Source organism: Micrococcus flavus, from assembly GCF_014204815.1.
In the GTDB taxonomy this organism is placed as follows: domain Bacteria; phylum Actinomycetota; class Actinomycetes; order Actinomycetales; family Micrococcaceae; genus Micrococcus; species Micrococcus flavus.
Map to the genome: position 1 here is coordinate 1,545,310 of NZ_JACHMC010000001.1, position 23,817 is coordinate 1,569,126.

22 protein-coding genes and 1 other RNA gene are annotated in these 23,817 nt (G+C 72.9%); 9 read left to right on the forward strand and 14 right to left on the reverse strand.

Translation table 11 applies throughout. The annotated features are described in order from the left end of the window. Positions 1–59: 59 nt before the first annotated feature. The 3 genes from BJ976_RS07155 to guaB1 all read right to left on the reverse strand — a co-directional run bounded on the left by BJ976_RS07155 (position 60) and on the right by guaB1 (position 4,103). Positions 60–1,181: a hemolysin family protein gene (locus BJ976_RS07155; protein ID WP_135028278.1), complete on the reverse strand. Its 1,122-nt coding sequence runs from the start codon at positions 1,179–1,181 to the stop codon at positions 60–62. After that, the gene (locus BJ976_RS07160; RefSeq protein WP_135028280.1) at positions 1,178–2,497 is read right to left on the reverse strand and encodes a hemolysin family protein; all 1,320 of its coding nucleotides are present in this window, start codon (positions 2,495–2,497) and stop codon (positions 1,178–1,180) included. The genes BJ976_RS07155 and BJ976_RS07160 overlap by 4 nt, the downstream gene beginning before the upstream one ends. A gap of 160 nt (positions 2,498–2,657) precedes the next feature. Further along, positions 2,658–4,103 (reverse strand): GMP reductase, encoded by a 1,446-nt coding sequence (gene guaB1 / locus BJ976_RS07165; protein WP_135028282.1) that lies wholly within the window; start codon positions 4,101–4,103, stop codon positions 2,658–2,660. Positions 4,104–4,367: 264 nt separating this feature from the next. Between guaB1 and BJ976_RS07170 the strand changes: the two genes are divergently transcribed. From BJ976_RS07170 to BJ976_RS12245, 3 genes are all read left to right on the forward strand, one after another. Beyond that, positions 4,368–8,135, forward strand: a complete 3,768-nt coding sequence (locus tag BJ976_RS07170) for a multifunctional oxoglutarate decarboxylase/oxoglutarate dehydrogenase thiamine pyrophosphate-binding subunit/dihydrolipoyllysine-residue succinyltransferase subunit (protein ID WP_135028284.1) — start codon at positions 4,368–4,370, stop codon at positions 8,133–8,135. A gap of 76 nt (positions 8,136–8,211) precedes the next feature. Further along, a complete protein-coding gene (locus tag BJ976_RS07175; RefSeq protein ID WP_135028285.1) occupies positions 8,212–8,817 on the forward strand; it encodes a GDSL-type esterase/lipase family protein in 606 nt (201 codons plus the stop codon). Positions 8,818–8,870: 53 nt separating this feature from the next. Then, positions 8,871–8,945 (forward strand): 50S ribosomal protein bL37, encoded by a 75-nt coding sequence (locus BJ976_RS12245; RefSeq protein WP_096498094.1) that lies wholly within the window; start codon positions 8,871–8,873, stop codon positions 8,943–8,945. Positions 8,946–9,045: 100 nt separating this feature from the next. Here the strand turns inward: BJ976_RS12245 and rsrA are convergent, their stop codons facing one another. Then, on the reverse strand, positions 9,046–9,318 hold the full coding sequence (rsrA, locus tag BJ976_RS07180) for a mycothiol system anti-sigma-R factor (RefSeq protein ID WP_135028287.1): 273 nt from the start codon (positions 9,316–9,318) through the stop codon (positions 9,046–9,048). Continuing rightward, a complete protein-coding gene (locus tag BJ976_RS07185; RefSeq protein WP_135028289.1) occupies positions 9,315–10,007 on the reverse strand; it encodes a sigma-70 family RNA polymerase sigma factor in 693 nt (230 codons plus the stop codon). Before BJ976_RS07185 ends, rsrA begins: the two co-directional genes overlap by 4 nt. Before the next feature lie 203 nt (positions 10,008–10,210). Here BJ976_RS07185 and aroA point away from each other — a divergent pair, with 203 nt between their 5' ends. Genes aroA through BJ976_RS07210 form a run of 5 tightly spaced genes read left to right on the forward strand, consistent with a single transcriptional unit; the run spans position 10,211 to position 14,537 of the window. Continuing rightward, positions 10,211–11,629: a 3-phosphoshikimate 1-carboxyvinyltransferase gene (gene aroA / locus BJ976_RS07190; RefSeq protein WP_135028291.1), complete on the forward strand. Its 1,419-nt coding sequence runs from the start codon at positions 10,211–10,213 to the stop codon at positions 11,627–11,629. Further along, positions 11,629–12,726 (forward strand): ribosome small subunit-dependent GTPase A, encoded by a 1,098-nt coding sequence (rsgA, locus tag BJ976_RS07195; protein ID WP_135028293.1) that lies wholly within the window; start codon positions 11,629–11,631, stop codon positions 12,724–12,726. The genes aroA and rsgA overlap by 1 nt, the downstream gene beginning before the upstream one ends. A gap of 29 nt (positions 12,727–12,755) precedes the next feature. After that, the gene (hisN, locus tag BJ976_RS07200) at positions 12,756–13,619 is read left to right on the forward strand and encodes a histidinol-phosphatase (RefSeq protein WP_260399199.1); all 864 of its coding nucleotides are present in this window, start codon (positions 12,756–12,758) and stop codon (positions 13,617–13,619) included. A gap of 55 nt (positions 13,620–13,674) precedes the next feature. Beyond that, a complete protein-coding gene (locus tag BJ976_RS07205; protein WP_229667112.1) occupies positions 13,675–14,166 on the forward strand; it encodes a FluC/FEX family fluoride channel in 492 nt (163 codons plus the stop codon). Then, a complete protein-coding gene (locus BJ976_RS07210; protein ID WP_229667122.1) occupies positions 14,163–14,537 on the forward strand; it encodes a CrcB family protein in 375 nt (124 codons plus the stop codon). Before BJ976_RS07205 ends, BJ976_RS07210 begins: the two co-directional genes overlap by 4 nt. A gap of 153 nt (positions 14,538–14,690) precedes the next feature. Here BJ976_RS07210 and BJ976_RS07215 read toward each other — a convergent pair whose 3' ends face one another. The 9 genes from BJ976_RS07215 to prfB all read right to left on the reverse strand — a co-directional run bounded on the left by BJ976_RS07215 (position 14,691) and on the right by prfB (position 22,829). Next, positions 14,691–15,662 carry a potassium channel beta subunit family protein gene (locus BJ976_RS07215; protein WP_229667123.1) on the reverse strand — a complete coding sequence of 324 codons (972 nt, stop codon included), beginning with the start codon at positions 15,660–15,662 and terminating at the stop codon, positions 14,691–14,693. A 112-nt stretch (positions 15,663–15,774) separates the two neighbouring features. Then, positions 15,775–16,146: a transfer-messenger RNA gene (gene ssrA / locus BJ976_RS07220) on the reverse strand. A gap of 150 nt (positions 16,147–16,296) precedes the next feature. Next, entirely contained in the window at positions 16,297–16,812 is a 516-nt protein-coding gene (gene smpB, locus BJ976_RS07225) for an SsrA-binding protein SmpB (protein ID WP_135028295.1), read from the reverse strand. Between the two features lie 142 nt (positions 16,813–16,954). Further along, entirely contained in the window at positions 16,955–17,632 is a 678-nt protein-coding gene (locus tag BJ976_RS07230) for a CoA transferase subunit B (RefSeq protein WP_135028297.1), read from the reverse strand. Continuing rightward, the gene (locus BJ976_RS07235) at positions 17,629–18,435 is read right to left on the reverse strand and encodes a CoA transferase subunit A (RefSeq protein WP_135028298.1); all 807 of its coding nucleotides are present in this window, start codon (positions 18,433–18,435) and stop codon (positions 17,629–17,631) included. Before BJ976_RS07235 ends, BJ976_RS07230 begins: the two co-directional genes overlap by 4 nt. Before the next feature lie 26 nt (positions 18,436–18,461). Further along, positions 18,462–19,670: an acetyl-CoA C-acetyltransferase gene (locus BJ976_RS07240; protein ID WP_135028300.1), complete on the reverse strand. Its 1,209-nt coding sequence runs from the start codon at positions 19,668–19,670 to the stop codon at positions 18,462–18,464. Between the two features lie 132 nt (positions 19,671–19,802). After that, entirely contained in the window at positions 19,803–20,288 is a 486-nt protein-coding gene (locus BJ976_RS07245; RefSeq protein ID WP_135028302.1) for an SRPBCC family protein, read from the reverse strand. 128 nt (positions 20,289–20,416) lie between these two features. Continuing rightward, positions 20,417–21,484 (reverse strand): 2,3-butanediol dehydrogenase, encoded by a 1,068-nt coding sequence (locus tag BJ976_RS07250; RefSeq protein ID WP_167736894.1) that lies wholly within the window; start codon positions 21,482–21,484, stop codon positions 20,417–20,419. Between the two features lie 205 nt (positions 21,485–21,689). Next, positions 21,690–22,829, reverse strand: coding sequence for a peptide chain release factor 2 (prfB, locus tag BJ976_RS07255; protein ID WP_135028306.1), 1,140 nt, complete (start codon positions 22,827–22,829; stop codon positions 21,690–21,692). A gap of 175 nt (positions 22,830–23,004) precedes the next feature. Here prfB and BJ976_RS07260 point away from each other — a divergent pair, with 175 nt between their 5' ends. Next, on the forward strand, positions 23,005–23,811 hold the full coding sequence (locus BJ976_RS07260; RefSeq protein ID WP_135028308.1) for an alpha/beta fold hydrolase: 807 nt from the start codon (positions 23,005–23,007) through the stop codon (positions 23,809–23,811). Positions 23,812–23,817: the final 6 nt, after the last annotated feature.

The following is a 23,817-nucleotide window of genomic DNA, read 5'->3' on the forward strand; positions in this document are numbered from 1 at the left end:
CGTCAGATGCTAACGATTCTCACTCTAGCACCCGAACCGCACGGCCCCGCCGGAACGGGTCAGCGACTGGGCGTCTGCACCACCGGACCCCCGGACCCGCCCGTCCCGGCGGCGTGCGATCCGGCCACGGAGCGCTGGCGGCGCGGGGACTGGGTGACGTCGTTGATCTCGCCCACCAGCTCCTCCAGCACGTCCTCGAGGAAGAGCACGCCCACCGTGGCGCCGTCGTCCGCGATCACGCGCGCGAGGTGCGAACCGGTGCGCTGCATGAGCGCGAGGGCGTCCTCCACCTCGTCGCCGGTGCGGACGTTGGCGAGCGAGCGGACCCGGGTGACGGGCACCGGCTCCGTGTAGCGGGTGGCGCCCATGGCGAGCACGTCCTTGAGATGCAGGTAGCCGGCATAGCCGCCCTGCGGGTCGTCCACCACGAACCGCGAGTAGCCCGTGCGTCCCACGGCCCACTCCACCTGCTGCGGCGTGACGTCCTCGGGGACGGTCACCACGGCGTCGACCGGCACCATGACGTCGCCGGCGGTGTAGGCGGAGAACTCGAGCGCCGAGTGGAGCACGCCCGACTCGTCCTCGAGGGTGCCCGAGCGCGTGGACTCGGCGACGATGGACTGCACCTCCTCGAGGGTGAACGAGGACGCGACCTCGTCCTTGGGCTCGAACCCGAAGGCGCGCAGCACCAGGTTCGCGATCCAGTTCAGGCTCACGATGATGGGGTGCAGCAGCCGGGAGAGCCACACGAGCGGCTGGGCGAGGAGCATGACGGCACGGTCCGCGAAGGACACCGCGGCGTTCTTCGGCACCATCTCGCCCAAGGTGACGTGCAGGAAGGTCACCACGAGCAGCGCCAGCATGAACGCCACCACGTCCGCGACCGCCACGGACAGCCCGAGGGCCTCCATGGGGACCACCAGCAGGTGGTGCAGCGCGGGCTCGGAGACGTTGAGGATCAGCAGGGAGCACACGGTGATGCCCAGCTGGCACACCGCGAGCATGTCCGAGACGTGCTCCATCGCGAACAGCGCCACGCGGGCCCGCCGGGACCCGGCCTCGGCGCGCGGCTCGATCTGGGAGCGGCGCGCACCCATGACGGCGAACTCGCCCGCCACGAAGAACGCGTTGGCCGCCAGGAGCACGACCAGCCACAGCAGTCCGACGACGTCCTCGCTCATGCGATCGCCTCCTTCCGATCCGCGGGGGCCGGGTCGAAGCGCACGCGCTCCACCCGGCGCCCGTCCATGCGCTCGACCGAGATCCGGCCGCCGTCGACGTCCACGACGTCCCCGACGGCGGGGATCCGGCCGAGCCGGGCCATGACGAAGCCGCCGATGGTCTCGTACGCGCCGTCCTCGGGCACGTCGAGCGTGCCGATCTGGGCGTGCGCCTCGTCCGGTCGCAGGTCCGCCGGCAGGTACCAGCGGCCGGAGGCGGTCTGGAGGACGCCCGGGGTCACCCGGTCGTGCTCGTCGGCCACCTCGCCCACGATCTCCTCGACCACGTCCTCGAGCGTCACGACGCCGGCCGTGCCGCCGTACTCGTCCACCACGATGGCGAGCTGCAGGTTCGCCTCGCGCAGCTCGGCCAGGAGCTGGTCGAGGTGCACGGTCTCGGGGACCCGGATCACCTCGGACTTCAGGGCGCCCGCCGAGAGGTCGGCCCGGCGCTCGAGGGGCACCGCCACGACCTTCTTCAGGTGGACGACGCCCAGGACGTCGTCCGGGGACTCGCCGATCACGGGGAAGCGGGAGTAGCCGGTGCGGCGGGCGAGCTCCACCACCTCGGGCAGCGGCTCGTCCTCCCCCACGGTCTCCATGCGGATGCGGGGGGTCATCACGTCCACCGCGGTGCGCTCGGAGAAGCGCAGGGTGCGGTCCAGGAACGTGGCGGTCTGCTCGTCCAGCGTGCCCATCTGGGCGGAGCGGCGGACCAGGGAGGACAGCTCCTCCGGGCTGCGGGCGCCGGAGATCTCCTCCTTGGCCTCCAGGCCCATGCGGTGCAGCAGGCCGTTGGAGAATCCGTTGAGCACCACGATGGCCGGCTTGAACACGGCCGAGAACAGGAGCATGGGGCGGGCCAGCGCGCGCCCCAGGCGCAGGGGCTCGGCGATCGCCATGTTCTTCGGGATCAGCTCACCGATCAGCATGGACAGCAGCGTCGCCAGCGCCATGGCCAGGACCAGGGAGAGGCTGTCAGCCGCGCCCTCGGACATCCCCCACGTGATGAGCAGGGGGTCGACGAGCCGGCCGATGGCCGGGTCCATCACGTAGCCGGTCAGGAGTGTGGTCAGGGTGATGCCGAGCTGGCACGCGGAGAGCTGCGTGGAGAGGGACTTGAGGCACTTGAGCAGCGGATCCGCACCGCGGTCCCCCGAGTCCACCATGCGCTGCACGGTGGGCACGTCGATCGCGATCATGGAGAACTCCACCATCACGAAGAAGCCCGTGCCCAGGATCAGGAGCAGCCCGACGATCAGCAGGAGCCACTCCACGCGGTGTCACCCCCCGCCGCGCGGCGACGGCCGCACGGGCCGGTCAGGGGACGGGGACTGGAGGGCTCCGATCCGGCCACGTCCGCACGGGCGGACGGGCGATCTGGCACAGCAGTGTCAGCGTGGTCCATAGTCCGGTCAGTATACGGAGGCCCCCGCCTCACCAGGACCGGGAGACCGCCCGCCCCTCCGCGTACCCGGCGGCGGACTGCAGCCCCACCACGGCCCGCTCGCGGAACCCCGCGAGGTCCTCGGCGCCCGCGTAGGCCAGCGAGGAGCGCACGCCGGCGGCGATGGAGTCGACCAGGTCCGCCACCGAGGGTCGGTCCGGGTCCAGGTACATGCGGGCCCCGGACACGCCCTCCTCGAACATCGCCTTGCGGGCGCGCTCGAACGCGTCCTCGTGCCGGGTGCGCTGCTCCACGGCACGGGCCGAGGCCATCCCGAAGCTCTCCTTGTACCGTCGCCCGTCGGAGCCCTGGACCAGGTCCCCCGGGGACTCGAGCGTCCCCGCGAACCAGGACCCGACCATCACCTGGCTCGCCCCGGCCGCGAGCGCGAGCGCCACGTCCCGGGGATGCTTCACGCCGCCGTCGGCCCAGACCCGCGCCCCGAGGCGCCGCGCCTCCGCGGCGCACTCCAGGACGGCGGAGAACTGGGGCCGGCCCACGGCGGTCTGCATGCGCGTGGTGCACATGGCACCGGGGCCCACGCCCACCTTCACGACGTCGGCGCCGGCCGCCACGAGGTCCCGCACCCCCTCCGCGGTCACCACGTTGCCCGCCACCACGGGCACGTCCGGGCCGAGGGCGCGGACCGCCTCGAGCGCGTCGAGCATCCGTCGCTGGTGCCCGTGCGCGGTGTCCACCACGAGCACGTCCACCCCGGCCTCGAGGAGGGCGCGGGCGCGCCCGGTGACGTCCCCGTTGATCCCGATGGCGGCCCCCACCTGCAGACGGCCTCGCGGGTCCACGGCCGGCGCGTCCAGGGCGGCGCGCACGAGCCCGGCGGCCGTGGCGACGCCCACGAGGACGCCGTCCTCCACCACCGGCGCCGCCGCGCAGCGCACCTCGTGCAGGCGGGCATGGGCGAGGCGGGGACCGTCGGGGCCGGCCAGCTCCGCCGGCGTGAGCGTCACCGCGGGCGGACGGAGCACCGAGACGGCGGAGGCGAACCGGTCCACGTCACCGCAGTCCTCGGGGCCCACCACTCCCAGGAGGGCGCCGGCGTCGTCCACCACGCACACCATCCCGTGGGCGCGCCGGTCCACGCGGTGCAGCACGTCCAGGACGGTGGCCTGCGGCCCGACCGTGACGGCGGTGTCCCGGTCGACGGGGGCCGCCTTGACGTCGGACACCACCCCGGTCATCACCTCGAGGGGCAGGTCCTGCGGCAGGACGCCGAGGCCGCCGCGCCGCGCGATCGTCTCCGCCATCCGGCGCCCGGTCACCGCCGTCATGTTCGCGGCCACCACCGGAAGGGAGCCGTGGGTGCCGTCGTCGGGCGCCAGGCGCACGTCCGCGCGGCTGGCCACCTCGGAGCGGGCGGGCACGAGGAACACGTCGTCGTAGGTGAGGTCCACGGTGGGCCGGCTGAGCAGTCGCATGCCGCCAGTCTCGCAGAGCGGCAGGACCCGGGCGTGCCCCGCGTCACAGCGGGCGGCATCCGAGCACCCCCTGAGCCTGCCGCCGACAGGCCCGAACGCCTATGCTGTCCTGAGGCGTTCCCGCGCCCGCGCAGACCCGTGCGCGGACGTGCACCCGCTCGGAGGCCCGGGCGACGGGGCGCGCAGTCCTCGGCGGGGTCGCCACCGCCCGCGGCGGCCCCGCGGCCCATCGCTCACCCAAGGTTCAGGAAGAGGCGTTTCACAGTGCCAGAACTCACGTCCGACCGGCTCTCGCAGGAGTTCCCGGGCAACGAACAGCTCGTCGCCGAGATCTACCGGAAGTACCGCGAGGACAAGGGCGCCGTCGACCGGCAGTGGGCCCAGATCTTCGCCCGCCTCGAGGCCTCGCAGCCGGAGACGGCCCCCGCGGCCCCGGCGAAGAGGGAGGAGACGGCGGCGCCGCAGGCCCCCGCGACGACGTCCCCCGCCGCCCCGGCGAAGGGCACCGGCGGCCCCGTGAAGGAGACCGTCACCGAGCGTCCCGTCGAGCCGGGCGAGCCGAAGGCCGCCAAGAGGTCCGCCGCGCCGAAGTCCGCCGACCCCAAGGCCGCGCGCTCCCACGCCGCCGCCGTGCCCTCCGAGCCGGCCGCCGCGGACGAGGCCGCCGCCGAGGAGAAGAAGGAGAAGGCCACCGTCCTCAAGGGCATGGCCAAGGCGGTCGCCACGAACATGGACGCCTCGCTGTCCATGCCCACGGCCACCACCGTGCGCGACCTGCCGGCCAAGGTGCTGATCGACAACCGCACCGTGATCAACTCCCACCTGGCCCGCACCCGCGGCGGCAAGGTCTCCTTCACCCACCTGATCGGCTACGCCGTGGTGAAGGCCCTCACGGCGATGCCCGCCATGAACACCACGTACGAGGAGCGCGACGGCAAGCCCACCATGGTGGAGCCCGCCCACGTGAACTTCGGCCTGGCCATCGACCTGCCCAAGCCGGACGGCACCCGCGCCCTCGTGGTGCCGAACATCAAGGCCGCCGAGACCCTGTCCTTCCGCGGCTTCTGGGAGGCCTACGACGACCTCGTCAAGCGCGCCCGGGACAACAAGCTCACGATGGACGACTACGCCGGCACCACCGTCTCCCTGACGAACCCGGGCGGCATCGGCACCGTCCACTCCGTGCCGCGCCTGTCCAAGGGCCAGGCCTCCATCATCGGCGTCGGCGCGCTGACCTACCCCGCGGCCTTCCAGGGCGCGGCCGAGACCACGCTGAACGATCTGGCGATCTCCAAGACCATCACGCTGACCTCCACGTACGACCACCGCGTGATCCAGGGCGCCGCCTCCGGCGAGTTCCTGAAGATCGTGCACGGCCTGCTGCTGGGCGAGGGAGACTTCTACGACGAGGTCTTCCGCGACCTGCGCATCCCCTACGAGCCCGTGCGCTGGGCCCAGGACGTGCAGGTCAATCCGGACGAGCAGGTGGGCAAGGTCGCCCGCATCCAGCAGCTCATCCACGCCTACCGCGACCGCGGCCACCTGCTGGCGGACGTGGACCCGCTGGAGTACCGGATGCCCTACCACCCGGACCTCGACATCCGCGAGCACGGCCTGACCCTGTGGGACCTGGACCGCCAGTGGCCCACGGGCGGCTTCGGCGGCGAGACCACGCTGAGCCTGCGCCGGATCCTGGGCGTGCTCCGCGACGCCTACTGCCGCACCGTGGGCATCGAGTACATGCATATCCAGAACCCGGCCGAGCGCGCCTGGTTCCAGGAGAAGCTGGAGCGCCCCTACAACAAGCCGACCCGTGAGGAGCAGCTGCGCGTGCTCGGCCGCCTCAACGCCGCCGAGGCGTTCGAGACGTTCCTGCAGACCAAGTACATCGGTCAGAAGCGCTTCTCCCTCGAGGGCGGCGAGTCCCTGATCCCGCTGCTCGACTCGATCATCGGCGACGCCGCGGACGAGGGCCTCGACGAGGTCACCATCGGCATGGCCCACCGCGGCCGCCTGAACGTGCTGACGAACATCGCCGGCAAGACCTACAGCCAGGTCTTCCGCGAGTTCGAGGGAGCCACCCCCGGCGGCGCCTCCGGCTCCGGCGACGTGAAGTACCACATGGGCACCGAGGGCACGTTCGTGTCCGACGCCGGCAACTCCACGCGGGTGTACCTCGCGGCCAACCCCTCGCACCTCGAGGCCGTGGACCCGGTCCTCGAGGGCGTCACCCGCGCTAAGCAGGACCGCCTGGCGGGCGAGGGCGACGGCGGCGAGTCCTTCCCCGTGCTGCCGATCCTGGTGCACGGCGACGCCGCGTTCGCCGGTCAGGGCGTGGTGACCGAGGTCCTGATGCTCTCGCAGCTGCCCGGCTACCGCACCGGCGGCACGATCCACGTCATCGTGAACAACCAGGTCGGCTTCACCACGTCCCCGGCGGACGCGCGCTCCTCCGTCTACGCCACGGACGTGGCCAAGACGACCCAGTCGCCGATCCTCCACGTCAACGGCGACGACCCCGAGTCGGTGCTGCGCGTGGCGCAGCTGGCGTACGAGTACCGCCAGCGGTTCCACAAGGACATCGTCATCGACCTGATCTGCTACCGCCGCCGCGGGCACAACGAGGGCGACGACCCCTCGATGACCCAGCCGCGCATGTACACGCTGATCGAGCAGAAGCGCTCCACCCGCAAGCTGTACGTCGAGTCCCTGGTGGGCCGCGGCGATATCACGCAGGAGGAGGCGGACTCCGCGCTCAAGGACTACCAGCAGCAGCTGGAGCGCGTCTTCGCGGAGATCCACGCGGCCGAGTCCGGCAAGGGCGAGCAGGGCGGCGGCCTCGAGCCGGCGGCCGCGCGCGACCGCGCGCTCCAGGCCCCGGAGGGCACGGCGATCTCCTCGGAGACCCTGCGCCGGATCGGCGACGCCCACCTCGCCGTGCCGGAGGACTTCACCGTCCACCCCAAGCTGGAGCAGCTCCTCGAGCGCCGCGCCAAGATGGCCGTCGACGGCGGCATCGACTGGGGCTTCGCCGAGCTGGCCGCCTTCGGCTCCCTCCTCATGGAGGGCGTGCCGGTGCGCCTGTCCGGCCAGGACTCGCAGCGCGGCACGTTCACCCAGCGCCACTCGGTGTTCCACGACCGGGTCACGGATCAGACCTGGACCCCGCTCGAGCACCTGTCCGAGGACGAGGCCCCGTTCTGGGTCTACAACTCGCTGCTCTCCGAGTACGCCGCCCTCGGCTTCGAGTACGGCTATTCCGTGGAGCGCTCGGACGCGCTGGTCCTGTGGGAGGCGCAGTTCGGAGACTTCGTCAACGGCGCGCAGACCATGATCGACGAGTTCATCTCCTCGGCCGAGCAGAAGTGGTCGCAGAACTCGTCCGTGGTGCTGCTGCTGCCCCACGGCTACGAGGGCCAGGGTCCGGACCACTCCTCCGCCCGCATCGAGCGCTTCCTGCAGCTGTGCGCCGAGGACAACATGCGCGTGGTGAACCCGTCCAACGGCGCCAACCACTTCCACCTGCTGCGCGAGCAGGCCTACGCCCGTCCGCGCAAGCCGCTGATCGTCTTCACCCCGAAGCAGCTGCTGCGCCTGAAGGCCGCCGCCAACGCGGTGGAGGACTTCACGCAGGGCCGCTTCCAGCCGGTGATCCCGGACGCCTCGGTGCAGGCCTCGGACGTGCAGCGCGTGCTGCTGGTCTCCGGCCGTCTGTACTACGACCTGGCCGCCCGCCGGGACAAGACGGGGGACACCTCGACCGCGATCGTGCGCGTGGAGCAGCTGTACCCGCTGCCCACGGATGAGGTCCGCGAGCAGCTGGCGCAGTACCCCGACGCCGAGGTGCTGTGGGTGCAGGACGAGCCCGCCAACCAGGGTCCGTGGCCCTTCATGGCGCTCAACCTCCTCCCGGAGCTGGACCGCGAGGTTCGCCTCGTGTCCCGCCCGGCGCTCGCGGCCACGTCCGCGGGCACCAAGGGCCGTCACGACCAGGAGCTGGCCACCCTGCTGGACCAGGCGTTCGGCGCCTGACACCGCGGGTGAGGAACGGGTCCGCGGCGGCGGCATGCCGCCGCGGGCCCGGCGCCTCCCGACGAAAGGATTCACCGTGCAGAACCGCCAGATCCGGATCGCCGCCGTCGGCGACCACATCCTGGCCGGGGCGGGCGACCCCCGCGCCGTCGGCTGGTGGGGTCGGGTCCTGGCCCGCACCTCCGCGCCGGACGTGGCCCTCGAGAACTACGTCCTCGCCGTGCCCCACGAGACCACGGAGGAGCTCGGGGCCCGCTGGTGGGGCGAGGCCTCCCGGCGCTTCTCGGAGTCCGGCGAGAACCGCCTCGTGGTGGCCCTCTCCGACGCCGACCTGGACCTCGACGCGTCCTCCAGCGCCCGCTCCCGCCTGAACCTGGCCAACGTGCTGGACACGGCGTCCCAGCGGGGCATCCCCGTGCTGGTGCTCGGCCCGACCCCCTCGCTGGACGAGTCCCGCAACCAGCGCCTGGCCGAGCTCAACGCGGCATACCTGGACGTGGCGGACCGCCGCGGTCAGGTCTACGTGGACGCGTTCACCCCGCTGCGGGACCACGAGCAGTGGCGCGCGGACCTGGCCGCCGGCGGGGGCCTGCCGGGCCAGGCGGGCCACGGGCTGATCGCCTGGCTGGTGCTCCACCGCGGCTGGTACCAGTGGCTCGGCGTGCCCGAGCCGACCGCCTGATGTGACAGAATGGCTCACTGACCATCGTCCGCTTCCCCGGAGAGGAGACGCCCATGAGCAAGCGTGCCCGCAAGCGCCGCGACCGCAAGAAGGGCGGCGCGAACCACGGCAAGCGTCCCAACGCCTGAGCCCCGCTCAGCGTGGCGACACGCCGGGTTCAGCACCCGCAGACACGACGACGGGCCGGTCCCCCCGGGGGGACCGGCCCGTCGTCGCGCGCGGCGTCGGTCAGCCGCGGCGGACGGTGGTGGAGATCTGGGTGATGCGGGTCATGATGGTGGCCCGCAGCTGCGCGGGGGCCTTCTCCTGGCAGGAACGACGCACGGCGGAGCGGATGAGCAGCTCGAGCTCCTGCTGGTGGTGGCAGTCGGGGCACTCGGCCACATGAGCGCGGACCTGCTCGATGTCCTCGGCCGTCAGCGCGCCGTCGAGGTACCGGTAGAGCTGCTCGAGGCGCTCTCCGCCGTCCGAGCAGTCGGGGCAGTCCTGGTCCGTGGTCATCGGCCGGCCTCCTTCGTGGTCTGCTCCTGTGCCGCGCGGCCCTTGGGACCCATGCCGCGCTCCCCCGCGTAGTCCGTCAGCCGCTCCCGCAGCTGCTTGCGGCCGCGGTGCAGCCGGGACATGACGGTGCCGATCGGGATGTCGAGGATCTCAGCGATCTCCTTGTAGGCGTAGCCCTCGACGTCCGCGAAGTACACCGCCAGGCGGAACTCCTCCGGGATCGCCTGGAGGGCCTCCTTCACCTCGGAGTCCGGCAGGTGGTCCAGGGCCTCGGTCTCGGCGGAGCGCAGCCCGGTGGAGGTGTGCTCGGCCGCGCGGGCCATCTGCCAGTCCTCCACCTGGTCCGTGTCCGCCTCGAGGGGCTGGCGCTGCCGCTTGCGGTACAGGTTGATGTACGTGTTCGTGAGGATGCGGTACAGCCACGCCTTGAGGTTCGTGCCCGGCCGGTACTGGTGGAAGGAGGAGTACGCCTTGGTGTACGCCTCCTGGACCAGGTCCTCCGCGTCCTGCGGGTTGCGCGTCATGCGCATGGCCGCCGAGTAGAGCTGGTCCACGAACTCGAGCGCGTCCCGTTCGAACCGGGCCCGACGCTCCGTCTCGCTCTCCCCCTCGACGTCGATGCCGGGCAGGTCGTGCTCAGGGGCGTCCGCGGGCCGGGCGATCTCCGGCATGCTGTTCTGAGTGCTCATCGTCGGCCAGTCTACGGGGGCGGGACGCACGTCCAGCAGGGTCGCCGTCATGGTCGATCCGCCTCCTCCGCTCGGCAGTGCACTGCGTGGCCCGGCGGCCGTCGAGGCCGCCGACGGGGCGTTCCGCCCGCACCGCTCACAGCGCCCGCCTCGTGCCGGGTATTCCCCGCCGTGGCCCCCGGGGACCTCGGTAGGCTGGGCGGATGACCGCGCACCGCACCCCCAGGACGACGCCGGCCGCCGCCTCCCGGCCCGCGCCCGCCGACCCGTGGCCCGCGCCCGCGGCCGCCGGGCCGGTCCGGGGGACCGTGCGGCTGCCCGGCTCGAAGTCCCTGACGAACCGGCTCCTCGTGCTGGCCGCCGTGGCGGACGGCCCGTGCGTGCTGCACGGCGCCCTGGCCTCCCGGGACACCGCGCTGATGCGCGGGGCGCTCGAGGCGCTCGGCGCCCGGTGCGAGGACCGCGCGGACGGAGCCCTCATGGTGACCCCGCTGCCCGTGGGCGAGCCGCTGACGGGCGAGGTCCCTGTGGACTGCGGCCTCGCGGGGACCGTGATGCGGTTCGTGCCGGCCCTGGCGGCGCTGCGGCCCGGCGTCGTGGTGGTGGACGGGGACCCGGGCGCGCGGGTCCGGCCGATGGCCCCGCTGCTGGCGGGCCTGGAGCAGACCGGCACGCGCGTGGAGCACCTGGGCGAGCCCGGATTCCTGCCGGTGCGGCTGACGACCGGCGGCGCGCTCGGGGACACGGCCGCCGTGGACGCCTCGGGCTCCTCCCAGTTCCTCTCCGGCCTGCTGCTCACCGCCGCCCGGCGCCCCGACGGACTCACCGTCCGCCACACGGGCGAGCGCGTGCCCAGCCCAGAGCACGTGGCCATGACCGTGGCGTTCCTGCGCGGACATGGGGTGCGGGTGGACGAGCCCGCCCCGGGCGTGTGGCGGGTGCACCCGGGGCCGGTGCCCGCGTTCGAGGCGCACGTGGAGCCGGACCTGTCCAACGCCGGGCCCTTCCTGGCGGCGGCCGCGGTGACCGGCGGCGAGGTGTCCGTGCCGGACTGGCCCGCGTCGACCACGCAGATCGGGGACCGCTGGCGCCGGATCCTGCCGGCCTTCGGCGCGGAGGTGACCTTCTCCCCCGATCCCGGCGACCCCGCGCGGGGCACGCTGACGGTGACCGGCGGCGTCGACGGCGGGGGCCGCCCCCGGGTAGCCGGCGCCGGGGAGGTGGCGGACACCGCCGAGCTCGCCCCCACGGTGGCCGCGCTCGCGCTGCTGGCGGCGGGGCCCACGCGCCTGAGCGGCATCGGGCACCTGCGGGGGCACGAGACGGACCGGCTCGCCGCGCTGGCCGCCGAGGCGGCGCGGTTCGGGGTGGACGTGGCCGAGGGACCGGACGCCCTGGACTTCCCCGGCACCGCCGCCGGCGGGGCGCCGTCCGCCGCCCAGGCGCACACGTACGAGGACCACCGGATGGCCACCTTCGCCGCCGTCGTGGGGCTGTGCGCCCCCGGCACCACGGTGCGGGACGTGGCCACCACCGCCAAGACCATGCCGGACTTCCCCGCGCTGTGGGAGGGGCTCGTGGCCCCGTCCGCGGGCGCGGCCGACCGAGGAGAGGACGCCTGATGGGACGACGAGTGGACCCCTCGGCCTGGGACGAGTCGGACGTGCGCGTGCGCCCGTCCAAGCGCGGCACCCGGCCGCGCACCAAGGAGCGCCCCAAGCACGCGGACGCGCAGACCGGCCTGGTGACCACGGTGGACCGCGGCCGGTACACCGTGGTGCTGCCCGGGCGCACGGACGCCCCCGTCACCGCCATGCGCGCCCGCGAGCTGCGTCGCACGCCGATCGCCACCGGGGACCGCGTGGACGTGGTCGGCGACCTCTCCGGGGACGAGGGCACCCTGGGCCGGATCGTGCGCGTCCGGGAGCGGGACACCGTGCTGCGCCGCTCCGCCGACGACTCGGACGAGGTGGAGCGCGTGGTGGTGGCCAACGCGGACACCCTCGTGGTGATGGTGGCCGCCGCCAACCCCGAGCCGCGCACCGGCTTCATCGACCGCGCCCTCGTCGCCTGCTACGACGCCGGCATCCACCCCGTCCTGCTGATCACCAAGACGGACCTGCGGGACCCCGCGGACCTCGTGGCCCACTACGAGGCCCTGGACCTCGAGGTGATGACCTCGGGGGCCGCGCGCTTCGAGGCCGCAAGCGGGGACACGGACCTGGACGGCGGACTCGTGGACCGCGTGGCCGACCGCCTGGCCGGGCACACCGCCGCGTTCGTCGGCCCCTCCGGTGTGGGCAAGTCCACGCTGCTCAACGCGCTCACCGGCGCCGAGCGCGCCACGGGCCACGTCAACGCCGTCACCGGCCGCGGCCGCCACACCTCGTCCTCCGCGCTGGCCATGCCGTTGCCCGGTCCCGACGGCGATCCCCTCCCGGACACGTGGGTGATGGACACCCCCGGCATCCGCTCCTTCGGGCTGGGCTGGGTGGAGCCGGACCGCGTGGTGGAGGCGTTCGAGGACCTCGCCGGCGCCCTCGCCGACTGCCCCCGCGGGTGCACCCACCTGGCCGACTCCCCCGGCTGCGGGCTCGACGCATGGGTGACGCAGGGGCACGCCGGCGACGCCGGTCCCGCGCGCCTGGCGTCCCTGCGGCGACTGCTCGGCAACCGCACGGCCGCGGAGGCGGGCGGCTCGGCGTCGTCGGAGGACTGACCGGCCGCGCCCGGTATAGCGTGAGCCCCATGGAGCCCACCGAGCACGCCGAGCCCACGCCCAGCACCGCCCCCGCCGACGACGCCGCCCGCCGCCCCGCCCGCGACCTCACCGAGGACCTGCGGCTGGCGCACATGCTCGCGGACAACGTGGACTCCCTCACGATGGCCCGCTTCAAGGCGCAGGACCTCGAGGTGAGCACGAAGCCGGACCTCACCCCCGTCTCCGACGCCGACCGGGCCGCCGAGGAGTCCATCCGCGGCACCCTGTCCCGCGCACGGGCGCGCGACCGGATCTTGGGCGAGGAGTTCGGCGGGGAGCTCACCCGGTCCGGCCGCCAGTGGGTGGTGGACCCGATCGACGGGACCAAGAACTTCGTGCGGGGCGTGCCGGTGTGGGCCACCCTGATCGCGCTGCTGATCGACGGCGATCCGGTGGTCGGCGTCGTCTCCGCCCCCGCCCTGCACCGCCGGTGGTGGGCCGCGGCGGGCCAGGGCGCGTTCGCGGGGACGTCCCTGACGCGCGCCCAGCGGATCGGGGTCTCGCAGGTGGACCGCGTGGCGGACGCCTCCCTGTCCTTCTCCTCGATCGAGGGATGGCGCGAACGCGGGAACATCCGGGAGTTCCTGCAGCTGACCTCGGACGTGTGGCGGGTGCGCGGGTTCGGCGACTTCTGGTCCTACATGCTCGTGGCGGAGGGCGCGGTGGACGTGGCGTGCGAGCCCGAGCTGGCGCTGCACGACATGGCGGCGCTCGTGCCGATCGTCCGGGAGGCCGGCGGCCGGTTCACCTCCCTCGACGGCGAGGACGGGCCCTTCGGCGGCAATGCCCTGGCCACCAACGGGCTCCTGCACGACGAGGTCCTCGAGCGGCTGACCCCGCGTCGGGGCTGACCCCGTGGCGGCCGAGCGGGCGGGAGCGGGCGAGGTCCCGGCGAGGGGCCCTGCCGTGGTGCCGTGGGTGGCGCTCGGCGGCGCCGCCGGTGCCGCGACCGGCTGGCTGGTGCTGACCGCGGGCGCGGTCCTCGTGGGGCCCTGGATCAGGGGTGGGGACGGCGGCGACTGGTTCCTGGGCGAGGTCCTGCCGCTGCTGCCCCTGGTGGCGGTGAACACGCTCGGCGCGTTCCTGCTCGGCCTGCTGTGGGGCGCGTCCCGGGCGGCCGCGGCGGATCCGTCGCGGCGCACGTGGGATCCGCGGTGGGTGCCCGCCCTGGGCACCGGCTTCCTGGGCTCGTTCACCTCGATCAGCCTGGCGCTGGTGTGGACGGCGGAGGTGCCCACGTGGCTCGGCTCGGGCGGGCTCCGGAGCGGACTCAGCCCGTTCGGGACGGCGGTGGACGTGCTGGTGCACGTCTCCCCCGGGCTGACCGTGCTCGCGGCCATGATCCTGCTCGGCACGGCCGCCGCTGCTGCGGGTCTGAGAACGGGGGCGCGACGGTGAACCTCGTCCCCCTGGTCGTGGTCCTGGTGGCGGTCGGCGGCGCCCTGGGTGCGACCGTCCGGCACATGGTGGACGTCCGCGTGCCTCGCTGCCGCGGCGTGCTGACCGCCAACGTGCTGGCCTGCCTGCTGTCGGGACTGCTGGTCGGCTCCGGGCTGGTCGCGGCCACACCGGTGCTCGGCGCACTGCTGATCTCCGCCGGGGGGTTCACCCTCGGCCTGGGCACGTGGTCCACCGTGGCCGCGCGCGCCGCCGACGCCGTCCTCGCGGGGCGGTGGGCGCGGGCCGCGGCCGTGTGGGGGGCGCACGTGGGCGGGGGCCTCGTGGCGGCCGTCGTGGGCGGCGTGGCCGGCCTCGCGCTGGCGAGGTGATCGGCGGCGGGGGCTCCTGAGCCGCATCCGCGTGCCGAGTGTGCGCCTGCGGGCGGAAAGCGACGCACGCGCGCGCTGCTTTCCGCCCGCTTCAGCACACTCGCCGGGCGCGACCGCGGGCACCTGTGTGCGGGCCGCGGCCGGGCGGGACCGTCAGGCGAAGATGGCCTCCAGGCGCTCGCGCACCTGCGTGGTCACCAGCTCGATCACGTCCAGGGCCTTCAGGTTCTCCTGGACCTGGTCCACGCTCGAGGCCCCGAGGATCACGGTGGAGACATGCGGGTTCGACGCCGTCCACGCCAACGCCAGCTGCGCCGGGGTCACGTCCAGCTCGGCGGCCAGGTCCACGAGCTGACGGACCTTCGCGGTGATCTCCTGGTCGGCGATCGAGTCCTTCACGAAGTCGTAGCCCTCCAGCGCGCCGCGGGAGCCCTCCGGGATGCCGTCCACATACTTGCCGGAGAGGATGCCGGAGGCCAGCGGGCTCCAGGTGGTCAGGCCCAGGCCGATGTCCTCGTAGAGGCGGGCGAACTCCTTCTCCACCTTGGTCCGGTGCAGGAGGTTGTACTGCGGCTGCTCCATCACGGGCTTGTGCAGGTGGTGGCGCTCGGCGATGTTCCAGGCGGCACGGATCTCGTCCGCACTCCACTCGGAGGTGCCCCAGTACAGGGCCTTGCCCTGGCTGATCATGTCGCTCATCGCCCACACGGTCTCCTCGATCGGCGTGTGCGGGTCCGGGCGATGGCAGAACACCAGGTCCACGAAGTCCAGGCCCAGCCGCTCGAGGGAGCCGTCGATGCCCTGCATCAGGTACTTGCGGTTCAGGGTGTTCTTCATGTTCACCATGTCGCCGTTGATGCCCCAGAACAGCTTCGTGGAGACGACGTACTCGTGGCGCTTCCAGCCGAGCTCGGAGATGGCACGGCCCATGATGGACTCGGACTCGCCGCCGGCGTACACCTCGGCGTTGTCGAAGAAGTTGACCCCGCCCTCCTTGGCGGCGGCCAGCTGGTCCTTGGCCAGGCCCACGTCGACCTGGTTGCCGAAGGTCACCCAGGAGCCGAAGCTGAACTGTGAGACCTGGAGGCCGGAGGATCCGAGACGGTTGTAGATCATGTCGCTCATGGCTCCACGCTACTACCGCGGGGCGCCGCCACGGCTGTCATGAGCGCCTCACGCACGACGACGCCCCGGCGCCCTCCGTGAGGAGGGCGCCGGGGCGTCGTCGTGGTGTGGTGAGTGGAGCCGGCGGGAATTGAACCCGCGTCCGATGTGGTGTTGCCAGGTCTTCTCCGGGCGCAGTCTGCTGTGGGTGTTGCTCGGCCCTGTCCGTCCCGCAGACGGGCGGACAACCCGGGCCCAGCCGGATTGATGTCGGCATCACGACCCCCGGCGAGGGTGATGCCCAGTGGCTATCTAGCTGACGCCACGGTCCGGGGCGACAGCGACCCCGGGGTGACGGACTCGATCACTGATCAGGCAGCGAGAGCGAAGTCAGTGCGCTTGGATTCGGCACTTATTGGTGTGCAGAGAGCGTTTGACGAGATGACTCTGCATCCTCGGCCCGCTTCTCCTGTCGCGACTCACATCGTCGAAACCGATCGGCCCCTGGAGGGGTCGACACACTCACTATGAGGTTGTCAATCACCACGGCAGGCGGAGGGCGTGCGCCCGCCGGTCCTGGAACCGGCCCTGCGAGGAGTCCAACCTACCAGAGCCGCGGGCTATTCCCCAGGGGCGGGCCTGCGGCGCGGGCGGCTCAGACGACGCCGGCGCGGCGGTTGCGGATGCGCATGGCGCGCTGGGCCTCGCGGTTGTCCTGCTTCTCCCGGAGCTTGTGGCGCTTGTCGTACTCGCGGTTGCCGCGGGCGACGCCGATCTCCACCTTCACGCGCCCGTTCAGGAAGTACAGGGACAGCGGGACGATGGTCAGACCCGGGTCCTGGATCTGACGGCTGATCTTGACCAGCTCCGCGCGGTGCAGCAGCAGCTTGCGGCGCCGCCGGGCGGCGTGGTTGGTCCACGAGCCGTTGAGGTACTCCGGGATGTAGATCTGCTCGAGCCACAGCTCGTCCCGGTAGAACACGGCGAACCCGTCCACGAGGGACGCCTTGCCCTCGCGCAGCGACTTCACCTCCGTGCCCTGCAGGACCAGGCCGGCCTCGTAGGTGTCGAGGATCGTGTAGTCGTGCCGCGCCTTCTTGTTGTTGGCGATCACCATGCGCTCGCCGGGGGCCGGCTGCTTGGCCGTCTTGTCCTTCGCGTTCTTCCCCATGGTGCTCGCTCCTTCCGTCCTCGATCCGCGCTCAGCACAGGATGCACCATCCTACGCGACGGCCGGCCCGCCCGCGCGGGGAGCGGGGGCGGACCGGCCTCGGTCGACGGCGCGGCGGGAGGCGTCGTCGTGGTGGGCGGGCTCAGGCGAGCGGGGCGCCGGTGAGCGCCCGGACCTGCTCCTCACTGACGCCCGGGGCGCACTCGACGAGCCGCAGGGCGGGCTCCTCCGGGGTGCCGACGACGTCGATCACCGCCAGGTCCGTGATGATCCGGTCCACCACGGCGCGGCCCGTCAGCGGCAGCGTGCACCGCTCGACGATCTTGGGGGTGCCGTCTTTGGAGACGTGGTCCATCATGACGATCACGCGGCCGGCGCCGTGGACGAGGTCCATGGCCCCGCCCATGCCCTTGACCATCTTCCCCGGCACCATCCAGTTGGCCAGGTCACCGGCGGCGGAGACCTCCATGCCGCCGAGGACGGCGACGTCGATCTTCCCGCCGCGGATCATGCCGAAGCTCAGCGCCGAGTCGAAGAAGGACGCCCCCGGGTTCACGGTGACGGTCTCCTTGCCGGCGTTGATCAGGTCCGGGTCCACCTGGTCCTCGGCGGGGTGCGGGCCGGTGCCGAGGATGCCGTTCTCCGACTGGAGCACCACGGTGCGCCCGGCCGGGATGTGGTTGGGGATCAGCGTAGGCATGCCGATGCCGAGGTTCACGTAGGCGCCGTCCGGCAGCTCCTGGGCGGCGCGGGCCGCCATCTGGTCGCGGGTGAGGCCCTGCGGGGCCTCGGCGGTCCGGGTGCTGGTCTGCTCGCTCATCGGGACTCCTCCCCCGCCGCGCGGAAGGAGCGCTTCTCGATCCGCTTCTCGATGTCCGGGCCCACCTCGAGGACCCGGTGGACGAACACGCCGGGCAGGTGCACCTCGTCCGGGTCCAGCTCGCCGGGCTCCACGAGGTGCTCCACCTGGGCGATGCACACGCGGCCCGCCATGGCGGCCGGCGGGGAGAACTGGCGGGTGGCCTTGCGGAACACAAGGTTGCCGTGCCGGTCGCCCTTCCAGGCGTGCACGAGGGAGAAGTCCGTGACGATCGACTCCTCCAGGACGTAGGTCTCCGCCTCGCCGGGCTCGGAGAGGTAGTCGGCGCCCAGGGTGAACTCGGCCGTGGGCTTGGCGGCGGAGGCCTTCGCCACGTTCCCCTCGGCGTCATAGCGCATCGGCAGGCCGCCCTCGGCGACCTGCGTGCCGACACCGGACCGGGTGTAGAACGCGGGGATGCCCGCGCCGCCGGCGCGCAGCTTCTCCGCCAGGGTGCCCTGGGGGACGAGCTCCACCTCGAGCTCGCCCTCCAGGTACTGCCGGGCGAACTCCTTGTTCTCCCCCACGTAGGAGGAGGTCATCTTCCGGATCCGACGGGCGGCGAGCAGCACGCCCAGGCCCCAGCCGTCCACGCCGCAGTTGTTGGAGACCACGGACAGGTCCCCGGCGCCCTGCTCGAGCAGGGCCTCGATGAGCTGGACCGGGTTGCCGGAGAGGCCGAAGCCTCCGACGGCGAGCGAGGCCCCGCGGGGGATGTCCGCGACCGCCTCGGCGGCGGTGGCGACGGTCTTGTCGAGTGCCATGTCCTCGTCCCTTCTTCTGGTGGGGATCAGCGGAAGAGGATGAGGGCCTCGCCCTGACCGCCGCCGCCGCACAGCGAGACCGCGGCGCGTCCGCCGCCGCGGCGATCCAGCTCCAGGGCGGCGTGCAGCGCGAGACGGGCTCCGGAGGCGCCGATGGGGTGGCCGAGGGCGATCGCACCGCCGTGGATGTTCGTCTTCTCGAGCGGGTAGTCCAGATCGCGGAGGGACTGGACGGCCACGGCGCCGAAGGCCTCGTTGATCTCCACGAAGTCGAGGTCGGCCACGTCCCAGCCCTGCTTGCGGAGGGCCTCCTTGACCGCGTCCGCGGGCTGCGAGTGGAGCTGCGAGCTGTCCGGTCCGGCGGTCTGACCCGCGGCGCCGACGGTGGCGAGCACCGGCAGACCCCTCTCCTCGGCGTACGCGCGCGAGGTCACGACGAGGGCGGCGGCGCCGTCCGACAGGGGCGAGGAGTTGCCTGCGGTGATGGTCCCGTCCGCCGTGAAGGCCGGGCGCAGGCCCCCGAGGGACTCGACGGTGGCGTCCGGACGGACGCCCTCGTCCTGGGACACCACGAGGGGCTCACCCTTGCGCTGCGGGATCTCGACGGACGCGATCTCGGCGTCGAAGACACCGTCGGCCTGGGCCTGCGCGGCGCGCTGGTGGGAGGCGGCGGCGACCTCGTCCTGCTCCGCGCGGCTGAGGCCTCGCTCGGCGTTGCCGGACTCGGTCAGCTCGCCCATCGCCTCATGGCTCAGGGTGTCGGTGAGGCCGTCCCACTCCACAGAGTCCAGGAGGGTCGCCTGGCCGTACTTGAAGCCCTTGCGCGCCTTCGGCATCAGGTGCGGGGCGTTCGTCATCGACTCCTGTCCCCCGGCCACCACGACCCGCGCCTCGCCGAGGCGGATGAGGCGGGCGGCATCGGTGACGGCCACGAGGCCGGAGAGGCACACCTTGTTCAGGGTCATGGCGGGGACGTCCCACCCGATGCCGGCGGCGAGCGCGGCCTGACGGGCCGGGTTCTGACCGGCGCCGGCCTGCACGACCTGGCCCAGGTAGACCATGTCCACATCCTCGGCCGGGACGCCGGACCGCTCCAGGGCGTGCCGGATCGCATGGGCGCCGAGCTCCACGGCCTGCAGGCCGGCCTGCTGGCCGAGGAGTCGGGTGAAGGGTGTGCGGGCGCCGCCGACGATGACGGCGTCGGTGGGCTGCGGCTGGGGGGTCGAGGCGGTCATGGCGGTCCTCCTGGGTCGGTGGGCGGCGCACGGGCGCGCCGAGTCACTCACACCCATCCTATGACGACCGTCACAGATCCGACGGTGCGTTGCACCGCGTCGGCCGCGGGTGGACCCATGCGTGGGCGCGTCTCAGCGGGCGGTCCGGTCTGCCGCCGCCCCCAGCCGCCGGATGGAGCCGACGAGCTTCTCCTCGATCAGGGCCCATGCGCGGGCGAGGCGCTTCTCCTGGTCCGGGGCGATCCGGGTGCCGTCGTACGTCACGCGCACCCGGGTGGACTCCTCCGAGACCGGCTCGAGCTCCCACGTCCACAGCTGGCCGCTCGGCGCCTCCCCCAGCCTCCCGGGCTCCCAGGCGATCACGCGGTCCCGCTCGAACCGGTGGACCACGCACTCCACACGGACGCCGTGGGCCAGGTCCATCCGGAACCTGTCCCCCACGCCGCAGATCGGAGCGGGGTCGACGGGCGCGGCGACGTTGGTCCCGCCGTCGATCTCGGGGTGCCGGGCCGGGTCCGCGAGCAGCGCGAACAGGGCGGCCGCGGGGGCGGCCACGGTCTCCTCGGCGCTCACGGGCGGCGGCGTGGCGGGCTTGGTGGTCTCCTCGATCTCGGTCATGGGGCCATCCTGGCCGGTGCCTCCCCCGCAGGGAACCCCCGCCACGGGACCACCCGCCCACGACGACGCCGGCCCGCACCCTCGCGCGGAGGGTGCGGGCCGGCGTCGTGGGCGGCCGAGCCGAGCGCTCAGAGGCCCTTGCCGGAGGGCGAGACCAGGATCTTCACCGCGGTCTCGTTATGGTTGATGAGGGTGTCGAAGCCCTTCTCCACGATCTCGTCCAGGCCGATCCTCCCGGTGATGAACGGCTTCAGGTCCACCTCCCCGGCCTCGACCATGCGCACCGTGTCGGCGTGGTCGTGGGCGTAGGCGATGGTGCCGCGCAGGTCGATCTCCTTCATGACCAGCTTGTGCAGCGCGACCTTCGGCTCGTGCCCCCAGATGGACTCGTTGACGATCACGCCGCCTGGACGCACGGCGTCCAGCAGCAGGTCCAGGACCACGTCTACCGAGGTGCACTCGAAGGCGACGTCCACGCCCCGCCCGTCCGTGAGCTCGCGCACGCGGGCGGCCACGTCGACCTCGCGGGGGTCGAAGGCCTCGTCCACGACGCCCGCGTCCACCACCTTCTGGCGGCGCAGCTCGGAGAGCTCGGAGACGTAGACCGTGAGGCCCTTGCCCTTGAGCACGGCGGCAGTGAGGGCGCCGATGGGGCCCGCACCGCCGATCAGTGCCGTGCCGGAGGTCGGGGAGCCGGCACGCACCCACGCGTGGTGGGCCACGGAGAGGGGCTCGATGAGGGCCGCCTCGTCCAGGGGCACGGAGTCGGCCACCGGGTGGACCCAGCGGCGCTCCACGGCGATCTGCTCGGCGAGGCCGCCGCCGTTGCCGCCGAGGCCGATGAAGTTCATGTCCGGGGCCAGGTTGTACTGCTCGTCGTTCTGGTCCTCCGGGCGGATGATGTAGGGCTCCACCACGACCTTCTGGCCCACCGTGAGGTCCTCCACGCCCTCGCCGAGGGCGGCCACGGTGCCGGACATCTCGTGCCCGAGGGTGACCGGGGCGGAGTCCCCGGAGATCGGGTGGGGGTGGCCGTGCGGCGGGATGAAGATGGGACCCTCGAGGTACTCGTGCAGGTCGGTGCCGCAGATGCCGCACCAGGCGACGTCGATCAGCACCTGGCCGGGTCCGGCCGTGGGCGCCTCGATCTCTTCGATGCGGATGTCCTTCTCACCGTGCCAGCGGGCTGCGCGCATGGTCATGGGGTCTTCCTCCTATGGCGTGGCAACTCTCGTGGGAGAGGACCCGAGCCCTGAGGCGGCCCCGGGACGCCTCCAACCCTACATCCGGCATGTGGGACTCCCGCCCTCATGTCCCCCCGCCGTCGGGCCCACGACGACGCCGGCCCGCACCCTCGCGCGGAGGGTGCGGGCCGGCGTCGTGGGCGGCGGGCAGGCAGGGTCAGCCCTTGTCGGCCTCGGCCTCCGCGGCGGCCTCCTTGGCCTGCTCGGCGCGCCAGCGGATGCCGGCGTCGATGAAGTCGTCGATGGCGCCGTCGAACACGGCGGAGGGGTTGCCCTCCTCGTGGCCCGTGCGCAGGTCCTTGACCATCTGGTACGGGTTCAGCACGTAGGAGCGCATCTGGTCGCCCCAGGAGGCCTTGACGTCGCCGGCCATCTCCTTCTTCTTCGCGTCCTCCTCGGCCTTGCGCTGCAGGAGCAGGCGGGACTGGAGCACGCGGAGGGCGGCGGCGCGGTTCTGGATCTGGGACTTCTCGTTCTGCATGGACACGACGATGCCCGTGGGGATGTGCGTCATGCGCACGGCGGAGTCCGTGGTGTTCACGGACTGGCCGCCGGGGCCCGAGGAGCGGAACACGTCCACCTTGATCTCGTTCTCGGGGATCTCGATGGAGTCGTCCGACTCGATCAGCGGGACCACCTCGACCGCCGCGAAGGAGGTCTGGCGGCGGCCCTGGTTGTCGAAGGGGCTGATGCGGACCAGGCGGTGGGTGCCGGCCTCCACGGACAGGGTGCCGAACGCGAACGGTGCGTTGATCTCGAACGTCGCGGACTTCAGGCCGGCCTCCTCCGCGTAGGAAGTGTCCATGACCTTCGAGGACCAGCCCTTCTGCTCGGCCCAGCGCAGGTACATGCGCATGAGGGTCTCGGCGAAGTCGGCCGCGTCCACGCCGCCGGCACCGGCGCGGATGGTGATGACGGCGTCGCGCTGGTCGTACTCGCCGCTGAGGAGGGTGACCACCTCGAGCTCGTCGAGGGCCTTGCGGATGGAGGTCAGCTCCACGTTCGCGTCGTCCAGCAGGGAGGGCTCGTCCTCCTCGGCGGCCAGCTCCACCATGGTCTCGAGGTCGTCGATGCGGTCCGCGAGCGACTTGATGCGCTTGAGGTCTGCCTGCCGGTGGGAGAGCTTGGACGTGACCTTCTGCGCGGCCTCGGGGTCGTCCCAGAGGTCGGGCGCGGAGGCCTGCGCCTCGAGCTCGGCCACCTCCGCCGTCATCTTCTCGACGTCGGAGACCTGCTCGATGGAGGCCAGGGTGTGGCGCAGAGCGTCGATCTCTGCGGAGAAGTCAGTGTCAGCCATGGTCCGCCCAGCCTACCGCCCTGGGTCCGGGGGCGGCGCGAGGTCCGGAGGGGGCGGGTGAGCCGGCGGGTGAGGTCGCCGGACCGCCGGATGTGCGCGGGACCGCGTCCCGATGACGCGGTCCCGCGCACAGCGTGAGGTCCAACGACGGCGCCGACCGGGTTAGCATCGGCGCATGTCACAGCCCGCCCCCCACATCGTGCGCCGCGGTTCCGGCGCCCCGCTGATCCTCGTGCACGGCATGGGCGTGGACCACCGCCTGCTCCTGCCCCTGGACGCCGCCCTCGAGGCCGCCGGCGGCTGGGAGCGCATCTACCTGGACCTGCCCGGCTTCGGCGGGACCCCCGCCCTGCCCGCCCCCGGCGGCCTGCCGGAGCTGGCGGACTGGCTGGACGCCGCGGTCGGCGACCTGGTGGGCGACGCGCGGTTCGCCCTCCTGGGCAACTCCCTGGGCGGTCTGCTGGTGCGCGAGGTGCTCGCCCGGCGCCAGGGCCAGGTGGCGGGCCTCGCGCTGATCGCCCCCGTGGTGGATCCGGACCCGGAGCAGCGGGACGTGCCCGAGCGCGTGGTACTGGACACGGACGAGGCGCTGCTCGCCGAGCTGGATGAGGACGACGCCGAGCCGTTCCTGGACATGGCCGTCATCCAGACGCGCCCGGTGTGGGAGAACTTCCGCGAGCATGTGCTGCCCGGCGTGCGTGCCCTCGATAAGGACGCGGTGGAGAACCTGGAGAAGGACTATGCGCTGGAGGGCCCGCTGCCCGAGCAGCGGTTCGGCACGTTCGACCGGCCCACGCTGATCGTCACCGGCCGGCAGGACGACAAGGTCGGCTGGAAGGACCAGCTGGCGCTGGCGGAGCACTTCCCGCGCCTGACCCTGGCGATGCTGGACCGCACCGGCCACAACGTGCACCTGGATCAGGAGGCGGCCGTCGGCGCGATGGTGCAGAACTGGGCGGAGGACGCGGCGCGGGAGCTGTGATCGGGG